At 69.8% G+C, this 12,450-nt stretch carries 11 protein-coding genes; 5 read left to right on the top strand and 6 right to left on the bottom strand.

The features are described from left to right. Positions 1-56 precede the first annotated feature (56 nt). The 3 genes from hpt (at position 57) to folE (ending at position 3,621) form a co-directional block, all read left to right on the top strand. Positions 57-617, top strand: coding sequence for a hypoxanthine phosphoribosyltransferase (gene hpt, locus JEQ17_RS26025; protein WP_143640508.1), 561 nt, complete (start codon positions 57-59; stop codon positions 615-617). A gap of 212 nt (positions 618-829) precedes the next feature. Then, entirely contained in the window at positions 830-2,869 is a 2,040-nt protein-coding gene (gene ftsH, locus JEQ17_RS26030) for an ATP-dependent zinc metalloprotease FtsH (RefSeq protein WP_200401725.1), read from the top strand. Positions 2,870-3,015: 146 nt separating this feature from the next. Beyond that, entirely contained in the window at positions 3,016-3,621 is a 606-nt protein-coding gene (gene folE / locus JEQ17_RS26035; RefSeq protein WP_200397456.1) for a GTP cyclohydrolase I FolE, read from the top strand. A 135-nt stretch (positions 3,622-3,756) separates the two neighbouring features. Here the strand turns inward: folE and JEQ17_RS26040 are convergent, their stop codons facing one another. The 6 genes from JEQ17_RS26040 to JEQ17_RS26065 all read right to left on the bottom strand — a co-directional run bounded on the left by JEQ17_RS26040 (position 3,757) and on the right by JEQ17_RS26065 (position 8,947). Continuing rightward, positions 3,757-4,242, bottom strand: a complete 486-nt coding sequence (locus tag JEQ17_RS26040; RefSeq protein ID WP_200397457.1) for a DUF3180 domain-containing protein — start codon at positions 4,240-4,242, stop codon at positions 3,757-3,759. Between the two features lie 46 nt (positions 4,243-4,288). Further along, positions 4,289-4,897, bottom strand: coding sequence for a 2-amino-4-hydroxy-6-hydroxymethyldihydropteridine diphosphokinase (gene folK, locus JEQ17_RS26045; protein WP_200397458.1), 609 nt, complete (start codon positions 4,895-4,897; stop codon positions 4,289-4,291). Beyond that, complete coding sequence (folB, locus tag JEQ17_RS26050; RefSeq protein WP_200397459.1) at positions 4,894-5,253, bottom strand: dihydroneopterin aldolase; 360 nt, start codon at positions 5,251-5,253, stop codon at positions 4,894-4,896. The genes folK and folB overlap by 4 nt, the downstream gene beginning before the upstream one ends. Positions 5,254-5,491: 238 nt before the next feature. After that, positions 5,492-5,995, bottom strand: a complete 504-nt coding sequence (locus tag JEQ17_RS26055) for a nuclear transport factor 2 family protein (RefSeq protein WP_200397460.1) — start codon at positions 5,993-5,995, stop codon at positions 5,492-5,494. After that, a complete protein-coding gene (folP, locus tag JEQ17_RS26060; protein ID WP_189843165.1) occupies positions 5,992-6,870 on the bottom strand; it encodes a dihydropteroate synthase in 879 nt (292 codons plus the stop codon). Before folP ends, JEQ17_RS26055 begins: the two co-directional genes overlap by 4 nt. Positions 6,871-7,141: 271 nt before the next feature. Then, positions 7,142-8,947: a phosphatidylglycerol lysyltransferase domain-containing protein gene (locus tag JEQ17_RS26065; protein WP_200397461.1), complete on the bottom strand. Its 1,806-nt coding sequence runs from the start codon at positions 8,945-8,947 to the stop codon at positions 7,142-7,144. A 227-nt stretch (positions 8,948-9,174) separates the two neighbouring features. Here JEQ17_RS26065 and JEQ17_RS26070 point away from each other — a divergent pair, with 227 nt between their 5' ends. Together JEQ17_RS26070 and JEQ17_RS26075 are read left to right on the top strand one after the other, a co-directional pair. Next, the gene (locus JEQ17_RS26070) at positions 9,175-10,299 is read left to right on the top strand and encodes an alpha/beta hydrolase (protein WP_200397462.1); all 1,125 of its coding nucleotides are present in this window, start codon (positions 9,175-9,177) and stop codon (positions 10,297-10,299) included. 258 nt (positions 10,300-10,557) lie between these two features. Next, a complete protein-coding gene (locus JEQ17_RS26075) occupies positions 10,558-12,432 on the top strand; it encodes a hypothetical protein (RefSeq protein WP_200397463.1) in 1,875 nt (624 codons plus the stop codon). The last annotated feature ends 18 nt before the right edge of the window (positions 12,433-12,450 follow it).

Genomic DNA, 12,450 nt, shown 5'->3' on the forward strand with positions numbered 1-12,450 from the left:
GGAGCGGCTCCTCTTCGGGGAGGGCCGGGAAGCAGCCGGTGGGACGACCGAAAGTGATGCGGGTGGACGCGAAAGACCTGGGCACCGACCTCAAGTCGGTGCTCATCACCAAGGAAGAGATCGACGCGAAGCTGGGCGAGCTGGCTGCGAAGATCGACGCGGAGTACGCGGGCAAGGACCTGCTGATCGTCGGTGTCCTCAAGGGCGCCGTGATGGTCATGGCGGACCTGGCCCGGGCCCTGTCCACCCCCGTCACCATGGACTGGATGGCGGTGTCCTCGTACGGGGCGGGCACCCAGTCCTCCGGAGTGGTGCGGATCCTCAAGGACCTCGACACCGACATCAAGGGCAAGCACGTCCTGATCGTCGAGGACATCATCGACTCCGGGCTCACACTCTCCTGGCTCATCTCCAACCTCGGCTCCCGCGAGCCCGCGTCCCTCAAGGTGTGCACGCTGCTGCGCAAGCCGGAGGCCGCGAAGGTCGCGATCGACGTGGAGTGGGTCGGCTTCGACATTCCCAACGAGTTCGTCATCGGCTACGGCCTCGACTACGCGGAGAAGTACCGGAACCTGCCGTTCGTCGGTACGCTCGCGCCTCACGTCTACGGCGGCTGAGGCACCCTGGAGGGACGGCGTCCCACCGACAGGGGTCCAACCCCTGTAGGACGTCCGGGAACCCCAGCGGGTTTCGCGCCGTTGGAGCATGCGTAGACGGGTTTGTCAGCCGGACCGCGCAGCTTCGGGTGACAATGCTGAGGTACCGTCCGAAGAACAGTCTTATCAAACTCACTATGGCAGGAGGGACGGGGCGGCACCGCTCCGTATGGATGGACGTGAAGCGATACTTCCGTGGGCCGGTCATGTGGATCGTGCTGGCCGTCCTTGCCGTGGTCGTGTTGATGCAGGTCGTCGGCTCGTCCGGTGGCTACAAGACGGTGGACACAGGCCAGGTCGTCCAGGCGATCAATGACAACAAGGTCCAGCAGGCCAAGCTCACCACCGGCGACGAGCAGGTCATCAAGATCGAGCTCAAGGACGGTACAAAGGTCGAGGGCAGCTCGAAGATCCAGGCGAGCTACATCGGCGACCAGGGCGTGGCCCTGGCCACCACCCTCCAGGACAAGTTCCAGAACAAGCAGATTCCGGACGGCTACACGGTCTCGCCGACCAAGCAGAACGCTTTCGTCGGCATCCTGCTGTCCCTGCTCCCCTTCGTCCTCATCGTCGTTGTCTTCCTGTTCCTGATGAATCAGATGCAGGGCGGCGGCTCCCGGGTCATGAACTTCGGGAAGTCCAAGGCGAAGCTCATCACCAAGGACACCCCGAAGACGACGTTCGCCGACGTGGCGGGCTCGGACGAGGCGGTCGAGGAGCTCCACGAGATCAAGGAGTTCCTCCAGGAGCCGGCGAAGTTCCAGGCCGTCGGGGCGAAGATCCCCAAGGGCGTGCTCCTCTACGGGCCTCCCGGTACGGGCAAGACGCTGCTCGCGCGTGCTGTCGCGGGTGAGGCGGGCGTCCCGTTCTACTCGATCTCCGGTTCCGACTTCGTCGAGATGTTCGTCGGTGTCGGTGCCTCCCGAGTCCGTGACCTCTTCGAGCAGGCCAAGGCGAACGCCCCGGCGATCGTCTTCGTCGACGAGATCGACGCGGTCGGCCGCCATCGCGGCGCCGGCCTCGGCGGCGGTCACGACGAGCGCGAGCAGACGCTGAACCAGCTGCTCGTCGAGATGGACGGCTTCGACGTCAAGGGCGGCGTGATTCTCATCGCCGCCACGAACCGTCCGGACATCCTCGACCCGGCCCTCCTGCGCCCCGGCCGGTTCGACCGCCAGATCGCGGTCGACCGCCCGGACATGCAGGGCCGTCTGGAGATCCTCAAGGTCCACCAGAAGGGCAAGCCGGTCGCACCGGACGTCGACCTGGGCGCGGTTGCCCGGCGTACGCCCGGCTTCACGGGCGCCGACCTGTCGAACGTGCTGAACGAAGCCGCGCTGCTCACCGCACGCAGCAACCTGAAGCTCATCGACAACAACATGCTCGACGAGGCGATCGACCGTGTGGTCGCGGGCCCGCAGAAGCGGACCCGGATCATGTCGGACAAGGAGAAGAAGATCACCGCGTACCACGAGGGCGGACACGCTCTGGTCGCGGCGGCGTCTCCGAACTCCGACCCGGTCCACAAGATCACGATCCTCTCCAGAGGCCGTGCTCTGGGCTACACGATGGTCCTGCCGGACGAGGACAAGTACTCCACGACCCGCAACGAAATGCTCGACCAGCTGGCATACATGCTGGGCGGGCGCGCGGCCGAGGAGCTCGTCTTCCACGACCCGACCACGGGTGCCGCGAACGACATCGAGAAGGCCACCGCCACGGCCCGCGCGATGGTCACGCAGTACGGCATGACCGAGCGTCTCGGCGCGATCAAGTTCGGCGGCGACAACACCGAGCCCTTCCTGGGCCGGGAGATGTCGCACCCGCGCGACTACTCGGAAGAGGTCGCCGCGCTCGTCGACGAAGAGGTCAAGAAGCTCATCGAGAACGCGCACAACGAGGCCTGGGAGATCCTGGTCGAGAACCGCGACGTCCTCGATGCGCTGGTCCTCCAGCTGCTGGAGAAGGAGACGCTGAGCAAGGAGCAGATCGCCGAGGTCTTCGCTCCCCTCGTCAAGCGTCCGGCCCGCCCCGCGTGGACCGGTTCCTCCCGGCGCACGCCGTCCACCCGCCCGCCGGTGCTCTCCCCCAGGGAGCTGTCACTGACGAACGGGACGAACGGCGCCAGCCCCGCGATCACCGCGAGCACCAGTGCCTCCACCGAGGCGCTCCCGGTGACCGAGTCGGCCCCCGAGGACCGTTCCGAGAGCTGATCCAGGCTCGGGTGCGATACGTCTCACCAGGCCCGGAACGAATGCCGCGCCCCCCAGGTCTTAGCCTGGGGGGCGCGGCATCTTTGTATGCCCGAACATGAGACGCGTGATCCGTACGCGTCACAGGCTCAGGAACGAGGCACGAGATGACCGATCCCGTGACGCTGGACGGCGAGGGCACGATCGGCGAATTCGACGAGAAGCGCGCCGAGAACGCCGTACGAGAGCTGCTGATCGCGGTCGGTGAGGACCCGGACCGTGAGGGGCTGCGGGAGACGCCGGGGCGGGTCGCCCGGGCGTACAAGGAGATCTTCGCGGGGCTGTGGCAGACGCCCGAGGAGGTCCTGACGACGACGTTCGATCTCGGCCACGACGAGATGATCCTGGTGAAGGACATCGAGGTGTTCTCGACGTGCGAGCACCATCTGGTGCCGTTCAGGGGCGTCGCGCACGTCGGGTACATCCCGAGCACGAACGGCAAGATCACGGGGCTGTCCAAGCTGGCGCGGCTCGTGGACGTCTACGCCCGGCGGCCGCAGGTGCAGGAACGACTCACCACGCAGATCGCCGAATCGCTGATGGAGATCCTGGAGCCGCGTGGCGTGATCGTGGTGGTCGAGTGCGAGCACATGTGCATGTCCATGCGGGGGATTCGCAAGCCGGGGGCGAAGACCATAACGTCGGCCGTTCGGGGGCAGCTGCGGGATGCGGCCACCCGGAATGAGGCCATGAGTCTGATCATGGCTCGCTGAGCGCGGCGGGTCGCTTCGCGGGACGTTTTCCCTCACGGGAGCTTTCCCTCACGGGAGCGCTTCGCGGTACGTGCGGGTTTGTTGTGGCCGGGCGCGCAGTTCCCCGCGCCCCTGGAACTACGGGGCTGCGCCCCGTTACGTCGCTCGGGCCGTGCCGCCGTTCGTGTCGTCGTCCTCCGGGAGTTTGCAGACGCGCTCCAGGAAGAAGGCGGCCGCTATGACGGCGATGCCGGCGAGGACGGAGAAGCCGGCGTAGATGGCCTGGTCCCGGCGGGCGGGGATGTCGAGGGACTCCAGGAGGAAGACGCCCGTGCCGCCGTACATACCGGCGACGAGGGCGGCCACAAGGGCGCTGGCCTGGCCGAAAACGACCGCTCGGGCCGCCATCATGGGGTCGACGCCCTTCGCGTCCGGGCGGCGCTCGCGCTGGGCCTTGAGACGGGCCCTCAGGGAGAGCGCCGTGGCCAGGAGCACGACGGCGATCAGGGCGAGGACGATGGGGGCGGCCAGCGGAACCCGGGGGAGTGTCCCGACCGAGTTCCACAGGCGGGCACCCGCCCAGGACAGCAACCCGGCGACGAAGAACACCGCGGCCAGCGTCCTGATGCGCAGCTCTTTCACATTGCCCCTTCGATCGACCCGCCCGTGTGCGTCTCGACCTTAACGACTACTCGGGCAGCTGGAGTTCCAGGTCGGCGCGGGGCGCGACACCTTCCCGGGGGACGTCGGCGAGGAGGTGCGCCACGGGGCCGCGGCCGGGCAGCTGGGCCTCGGGCTCCACGTCGTACCAGGGGGCCAGGACGAAGGCGCGCTCGTGGGCCCGGGGGTGGGGGAGGGTCAGGACCGGGTCGTCGGAGACCACGTCCGCGTACGCCACGATGTCCACGTCGATCGTGCGGGGGCCCCAGCGCTCGTCCCGGACGCGGTGGAAGGCCTCCTCGACCGCGTGGGCCCGCTCCAGGAGCGAGGAGGGCGGGAGGGTCGTCTTCAGCACGATCACCGCGTTGAAGTACGTCGGCTGGCTGCCCGGGGCCACGCCCCACGGCTCCGTCTCGTACACCGGGGAGACCGCTTTGATGCGGACGCCCGGGGTGTCCTCCAGGGCGTCGATGGCGCCCTGGAGGGTCTCCAGACGGTTTCCGAGGTTCGAGCCGAGGGAGAGCACGGCGCGCCTGGGGTTCTGCAGGGTCGTGTCGGCGGCGTCCACGCGCTCCACCACGGAGGCGGGCACCGGCTGGACGGTCGGGTCGCTCTGGCCCTCGGTGAACGCGGTCATACTCGGCTCCGGGTGATGGTGACTGTCACGTCGTCGAAGGGGACCGTGATCGGGGCGTCCGGTTTGTGGACGCACACCTCGATCTCCTGGACCCCCTCGTGCTTGAGGCACGTCTGGGCGATGCGCTCGGCGAGCGTCTCGAGGAGGTTCACCGGCTCGCCCTCGACGACGGCCACGACCTCCTCCGCCACGATGCCGTAGTGCACGGTCTTCGTGAGGTCGTCGTCGGCCGCGGCAGGCCGGGTGTCCAGGCCGAGTGTGAGGTCCACGATGAAGGTCTGGCCCTCTTCGCGTTCCTTGGGAAAGACACCGTGGTGCCCACGGGCCCTGAGGCCGCGCAGCGCGACACGATCCACGCGAATCACTCCTGCAATCGTCGGTAACGGCGGGCTCTCCCGAGTGCGGTCGGCAACACCGGCCTCATTCGAATCTACCTGCGAGCACTGACAGCGCTCGCCCACAGGGGGCTCGCCCCGCCCGGGGGCAACAAGGGTTCATCGAGTGTTTTCTTTGGGGGCGTGCGACGGCTCACGGGCTGGTAGCCGCCCCTACCCCGGGGCCGGTGATCTCAATCTCTGCCTGGCCCATACCCACTCAAGCGGGCGACTCGTCCTCTTCTTCCTCGCCGGATTCGGCCAGTACGGGAGAGGCGTGGTGCGACCAGAGTTTCCAGCCCTCGGGTGTGCGGCGGAACACATTCGTGGCGACGACGAGCTGGCCCACGAGCGGGCCGAGTTCGTCGCTGTCCTCGGGGGACGGGCCGCCGCTGAGGATGTTCTCCGTACAGGTCACCAGGGCGGTGTCGCCGGTGACCGAGACGTGCACGTCGGTCAGGAAGAACTGGATGTACTCGGTGTTCGCCATGATCAGCGCGTACGACCTCAGGACCTCGCCCCGGCCGTTGAGCACCGGCCAGCCGGGGTGGACGCAGGAGACCTCGCCGGCCTGTGCGGGGTCGTGGTACTCCTCGTCGTGGCCCAGGTCGGACGGGGTCAGCCAGATCGAGGACAGCACTTCGAAGTCGCCCCGCTCCATCGCCTCGTAGAAGGCGGTGTTGGCGAGTTCGACCTGCTCGACGTCCGTGTGGGGGGCGCTCACCGGTCTCCCTCTGCGGTCCGGGCGCCCTCCACGGCCCGGGCGACCCGGACGGCGTCGGCGGTGGCCCGTACCTCGTGGACGCGGACGGCCCACGCGCCCTGGTGGGCGGCGAGCGCGGAGACGGCCGCGGTGGCGGCGTCCCGCTCCCGGGCGGGCGGCGGGGCGCCCTCGGGGCCCGCCAGTACGCGGCCAAGGAACCGCTTGCGGGAGGCGGCGACCAGCACGGGGTGTCCGAGCTCCCGGAGACGGTCGAGGTGGGCGAGGAGGATCAGGTCGTGCTCGGCCTCCTTGGAGAAGCCCAGGCCCGGATCGACGACTATGCGGTCCGCGGCGACACCGCCCGCCAGAACGGCCTCCACGCGCGCGTGGAGTTCGGCGACGACTTCGGAGACGACGTCCACGTACGACCCTCGTACGGTGCTGCCCTGGAGGAAGCCGCGCCAGTGCATGACCACGAAGGGGGCGCCCGCGGCGGCGACGGCCGGGATCATCGCCGGGTCGGCGAGGCCGCCGCTCACGTCGTTGACGAGGACGGCGCCCGCGGCGAGCGAGCGCTCGGCCACGGAGGCGCGCATCGTGTCGACCGAGACGGTGACGCCCTCCGAGGCGAGGCCGCGGACCACCGGGATGACGCGCTTGAGCTCCTCAGCCTCGTCCACGCGGGCGGCGCCGGGGCGGGTGGACTCGCCGCCCACGTCGACCAGGTCCGCGCCTTCCGCGACCAGGTCGAGGCCGTGCTTGACGGCGGCGGTCGTGTCGAACCAGTGGCCGCCGTCCGAGAAGGAATCGGGGGTCACGTTCACGACGCCCATGACCGCGCAGCGGTCCCATTCCGGGAGGCCCGCGACTTGGCTGCGCCCGCTCCTTTTGCTCATGTCCCCAGCCTAGGCCCCCGGCGGTGAGCGGTTGGTCGCCCTTGGTGGTGGGGGGCTCGTCTTGTTCGGCGGCTGCTCGTTGTCCGTGGCTGGGGCCCATTGCCGCTTCGCGGCTTGTTTCCCGCCCACCCACCCGTGAATCGGGCGTCAAGGTTCGGGTTCAACGCCTCGGCCCCCCGACGAGCCCAGAAAGCAGCCGACCGCCGCGCGGCGCGGGGGTGGGCGTCGCGTGGCGGTCGGGGTCTGAGTGGGGGCGGGGGTGCGGAGGCGGTTACGCCGCTCGTGCGTTTCGTTTTGTCACGGCGTGGGCGCAGGGGCGCGGGGCCGGGGCGCGGCGGCGCAGGAGGCCGGGGAGGGCGAGGTTCACGAAGCCCTCGGCCTGCATGGCGGCGAAGCCGATGCGGGGGAGGTCGCGGGAGGAGCGGTAGACGACGAAACGAGGCTCCCAGTAGGGGCGGAACTTCGCGTTGAACTTGTAGAGCGACTCGATCTGGAACCAGCGGGAGAGGAACACCAGCAGACCGCGCCAGGCCCGCAGGACGGGTCCTGCGCCGATCTTCTCGCCGCGGGCCAGGGCCGAGCGGAACATCGCGAAGTTCAGGGAGACCCGGGCGACGCCCAGACGGGGAGCCGCCTGGAGGGCCGCCACGATGAGGAGTTCGTTCATGCCGGGGTCCGCCGAGCGGTCACGGCGCATGAGGTCGAGGGAGACCCCGTCCGTGCCCCAGGGGACGAAGTGGAGCACGGCCTTCAGATCGCCGTACGGGCCCGGATCGGTGTCTTCCTTGTGGGCCGTCGCGATGAGACAGTCGCCGTCCTCGGGGTCGCCGATGCGGCCGAGCGCCATGGAGAAGCCGCGCTCGGTGTCCGTGCCGCGCCAGGCCTCCGCGGCGCGCCGGATCCGGTCCAGCTCCCCCTCGCTCAGGTCACGGATGCGCCGTACGCGGGTCTCGTAACCGGCTCGCTCGATGCGCTTCACCATCTGGCGTACGTTCCGCATCGCGCGTCCGGCCAGGGAGAAATCCGCGACCTTCACCACCGCCTCGTCGCCCAGTTCGAGGGCGTCGAGGCCGGTCTCGCGGGTCCAGACCTCGCCGCCCGTCTCGGAGCAGCCCATGACGGCGGGCGTCCATGAGTGGGCCTTCGCCTCGTCCATGAAGCGTTCGATCGCGCCGGGCCAGGCCTCGACGTCCCCGATCGGGTCGCCGCTGGCGAGCATCACCCCGGAGACGACGCGGTAGGTCACCGCCGCCTTGCCGCTCGGCGAGAAGACGACCGCCTTGTCGCGGCGGAGCGCGAAGTGGCCGAGGGAATCGCGGCCGCCGTGCTTCTCCAGGAGGGCCCGCAGCCGTGTCTCGTCGTCCTCCGTCAGGCGTGCGGCCGGGTGTTCCGGGCGGAAGGCCAGATAGATGGTGGTCACGGCGGTCAATAGGCCGAGCGCACCGAGGGAGAAGGCCACGGTCCAGGACGTGTTGCCCTGGTAGTCGACCGGCCCCTCGAAGCCGAACAGGCCGTACAGCACATGGCTGATGCGGTCGGCGATGCTCGGGTTTCCGACCATCCGGTTGGGGTGGACGCTGACGATGACCAGGCCGAGCAGGAGTGAACCCGCGCCCATCAGGACGAAGTTGGCGAGGGCCCGCCAGCGGCTGCGCGGGTCGGGCAGCGCCTCGAACTCGCTCCGGTGGCGCAGCAGCGGGGCGAGCAGCGCCAGCGAGATGAGGACCCCGATGAGCGAGTGCCGGTAGGTGAACTGGGCGAGGGCGCCCGCCGGGAGCAGGATCACGGCCGCCCGCCACGCCCGCCGCTTGCGTCGGCGCAGACCGTGCGCGAGGAGCAGCAGCAGGACGCCCGCGCTGAGGGACAGGGCGGCCGCGAACGGACCGAACGCGCCCGGCAGCACCTCGGCGAGCGTGTGCATACGGCTGTTGCGGAAGCGCGGGAAGACACCCGCCGCGATGTCCAGAAGCCCTACGAGCGTGCAGGCCCTGGCGACCAGGGCGGGAACGGCCTCGGGGCGCGGACCGCGGAGTACGCCCCGCAGTCGGCCCGTTCGAGCCGGAACCTCGCCCGACATTTCCCCATCTATCCTGACAGACATCGCATCCCGTAGTTCCGCGAGAGACCTTGAATCCGGTGCCAATCCGGCATCCGGCGACATTGCGCCCTCTAGGACGGTGTCTTGGGGAGACAGGTTCACTCCGCATCGGAAAACCGTTTCAAAGGGCAAGGAAAGACCGGGGCAAGGCGCCGTGAAGGAAGCGGCGCCCGTCACCGGCCGGAAAGCGCAGGCAGGAACAGCTCATGGGTCTCACGAGCAACAAGGTGCTGGCATTCGCGGTCCTCTTCGCGGTGCTGCTGTTCGTCGGCACGGTGTGGTGGTGGCCGCGGCTCGCGCGTCGCAACTGGCGTGCCGTGTCCGGGCGGATCGGCCTCCTGCTGGCCACCCAGGTCGCGATCTTCGCGTCGATCGGCCTCGGCGCCAATCAGGCCTTCGGGTTCTACGCCAGCTGGGCCGATCTCCTCGGCCGGGAGTCGGGGCAGGGCATCGTGGTCGACCATGACGCCGGAGGCGCGAACGGCCCGCTCCAGGTGGTCGACACACGACAGGTGAACGTCTCCGGCGGAACGCGGCCGCAGATCGGCGGGCAGATCCAGAAGGTCGACATCGTGGGCCGGCGGACCCATATCGCGTCTCCCGCGTACGTCTATCTGCCGCCGGAGTACTTCCAACCGCAGTACCGCACCCGTACGTTCCCCGCGGCTGTCGTACTGACCGGCTATCCGGGCACAGCCGAAGCGCTCATCAAGGGCCTGCACTATCCGCAGACGGCGCACCGGCTGGCGAAGAACGGCACGATGCAGCCGATGATCCTGGTCATGATGCGGCCGACCGTCGCGCCGCCCCGCGACACGGAATGCGTGGACGTTCCCGGCGGCCCGAAGACCGAGTCGTTCTTCGCCAAGGACCTGCCCGACGCGGTATCGCACCACTACAGGGTGGGCAAAAAGCCCGGGAGCTGGGGAATCGTCGGCGATTCAACGGGCGGATACTGCGCGCTGAAGCTCGCGATGCACCACCCGGGGACATACGCCGCCGGGGCCGGCCTTTCCCCCTACTACAGGGCGCCGAGCGACCCCACGACAGGCGATCTCTTCCACGGGGACGAGGAGTTGAAGAACCGCGCCGACCTGATGTGGTACCTGAAGCACAGGCCCGCGCCCGACACCTCACTGCTCGTCAGCAGCAGCAGGAACGGCGAGAGCAACTACCAGGAGACGCTGCGGTTCATCGACCTGGTGCAGGCGAAGAAGCCGACCCGGATCTCGTCGATCATCCTCGACAGCGGAGGGCACAACTTCAACACCTGGCGGCGCGAGATCCCGGCGACCCTGCAGTGGCTCAGCGGACGGCTGAGCGACCGCTGACGGTCTTTTCCCGGGCGGCATTCTTTCCCACTCGGAATTCCGCAATCCACAGGAGAAGGGTCGATTCGGGAGAAGGTCGATCAAGAAACAGCGGCCGTGCAGTGGCAGTTGGGGCGGTCGTTGAGGGACCGAAGTCGTGGTCGTCGAGCGGCCGGTGCGGAGATTGCCCGGTGATGGTGCGGTGAGAAGGTCTCGGTGTGGCTGTGTTTTTGCCCCGCGGGGCACCACGATTCGCCTACGCGCGGTAAGTTTCTGGCCATGCCACGAGGACGTCACCGCCATTCCCCACCTCTGCACCGGCTGTTGCCCCCCTCGGCGATCGCAGGCGTCTCCGCCGTCTGCGCCGCGGGGCCATGGCTGTTCTCCGAAACGTTGGTGCTCCGAGGGCTGGCCGCGGGTGCCGCGGCGACGGCTGTCGCGGGCGCGGTCGTCATGCGCCGCTGGGACGCGGCGGCGGGCAAACGGGTCGCGGACCTCACGCGTGCGCGTGCGAGCGACGAGTGGCGTCACGAGGAGCGGGCCGCCGAGCTGGAGACAGATCTCGACGAGTCGCGCGAGCTGCGCACCAAGCTGGAGCAGCGGCTCCGTTCGAAGCGTGCCGAGCTGCAGGGGCTGCGCAACGAACACGCCGCGCTGCTGCGGCGGTACGCCACGGCGGAGACCGAGCGTGCCACCGCGCTGGAGGGCCGCCGGCTCCTTGAGATAGAGGCGACGGCTCCGGCCCGGGTGGCATTGCCCGCGGCCTCCATACCGCCGGGCTCCGAGGAGACGGCAGCCGCCTCTGCCCAGGACGCCGTTCCGGAGGCGACCGCGGCCACGGTCCAGGCCGCCCTCGCGGCGTCCGCGGCGGCCTCGGTCCTCTACGTGAAGGCCAACGCGGCGCTGGACCGGCTCGCGAAGACCGCGGTCGTCGAGACGGCCGACGCGACCGACGTGACCGATGAGGCCGAGGGCGCGGGTTCTGCGGGCGACTCCGCGGACGATGTGTCCGAGGACGGTGTGCTTGACGAGGACGTGACGGCCGAGGATGTGACGGTCGACTCCACGACGGATTCGGCGACGGACGACCCCTCTGCGGCCGAGTCCGAGACCGCGATCGAGACCGCGATCGAGACCGAGGGCACCGCCCCCGAGGCGGTCGATTCAGACGCCGTCTCCGATTCCGCCTCCGTCGAGGACGGTTCGGCTCAGGGCGACACCGCGACGGACGGCCCCGTCCAGGACATCCCGGCCCCGAGCCCCTCCCCGAAGGGCGGCCCGGTCAAGCGGGCCACCACGAAGGGCGGTGGCCCCAAGGGTTCGCCCTCGCCGGGAGGCCCCGGCAAGCGGGCGCCCCGGCCGAACGGTTCCCCGAACGGCTCCGCCAAGGGCGCCTCCGCGGCGGGCAGCACCGTAACGGGTGCCCCCGCCAAGGGTGACGCCGGGCAGGAGGGCGAGACGCGGGGGAAGTCCGAGGCGGTCGGCGGTCATGAGCGCACGGCCGCCGCGACCGCACCGATATCCGCGAGGCCCGCGCAGGCCACGCAAGCCGCGGAGTCCGTACGGCCGCACGCGCAGGCCACCGCGACCGACGTGACGCCCCAGCGGTCCACGGAGACCGACACGACCACGGCCCCCCGGCGGTCCACGGCGATCGACGTGACGCCCCTGCAGTCCACGGCGACCCGTACGGCGCCCGCTCCCGAGCCGTCGACGGGCACCGCCCTCGCACGGCCCACCCCGTCCGCGGTGGCCCGTGTGCGGCGGCGTCCCGAGACCGGGGCGACGACCCACTCCCCGACGAGCGCGGACGCTCTCACCCCCGCCGCGCGGCCCTCGCAGCCCTCCGGGCACTTCACCGTGCCCACGGCCGTCGCGGTCGCGCCGACCTCGCCCGCGCGACGCCCCTCCGTGGAGGGCGGGTTCGACTTCTTCGGTACGCAGAAGGGCGCGGAGGCGCTGGAGGCCGTACAGAACGAGGACCTCGCCGACGTGGTGGGCCAGGAGGCGCTCGCGCTCCACAAGGCCGAGTCCGAGTCCGAGTTCAAGCCGGTGAGCGAGGAGTCCCGCGGTGTCGGCCAGGTCATCGACCTGACCGCGCACGACGAGACGGAGCAGATCGACCTGGCGGAGCTGCGCAGCGCGGTTTCGTAGAACCCGAAGCACCCGTAG

It is taken from the genome of Streptomyces liliifuscus (assembly GCF_016598615.1).
Taxonomy (GTDB): domain Bacteria; phylum Actinomycetota; class Actinomycetes; order Streptomycetales; family Streptomycetaceae; genus Streptomyces; species Streptomyces liliifuscus.

What these genes read in the sequence shown, in the direction of transcription:
- hpt (WP_143640508.1), top strand. Translation starts at nt 57, where the DNA reads ATGCGGGTGGACGCGAAAGACCTGGGCACCGACCTCAAGTCGGTGCTC.
- ftsH (WP_200401725.1), top strand. Translation starts at nt 830, where the DNA reads ATGGACGTGAAGCGATACTTCCGTGGGCCGGTCATGTGGATCGTGCTG.
- folE (WP_200397456.1), top strand. Translation starts at nt 3,016, where the DNA reads ATGACCGATCCCGTGACGCTGGACGGCGAGGGCACGATCGGCGAATTC.
- folK (WP_200397458.1), bottom strand. Translation starts at nt 4,897, where the DNA reads ATGACCGCGTTCACCGAGGGCCAGAGCGACCCGACCGTCCAGCCGGTG.
- folP (WP_189843165.1), bottom strand. Translation starts at nt 6,870, where the DNA reads ATGAGCAAAAGGAGCGGGCGCAGCCAAGTCGCGGGCCTCCCGGAATGG.
- JEQ17_RS26065 (WP_200397461.1), bottom strand. Translation starts at nt 8,947, where the DNA reads ATGTCGGGCGAGGTTCCGGCTCGAACGGGCCGACTGCGGGGCGTACTC.
- JEQ17_RS26070 (WP_200397462.1), top strand. Translation starts at nt 9,175, where the DNA reads ATGGGTCTCACGAGCAACAAGGTGCTGGCATTCGCGGTCCTCTTCGCG.
- JEQ17_RS26075 (WP_200397463.1), top strand. Translation starts at nt 10,558, where the DNA reads ATGCCACGAGGACGTCACCGCCATTCCCCACCTCTGCACCGGCTGTTG.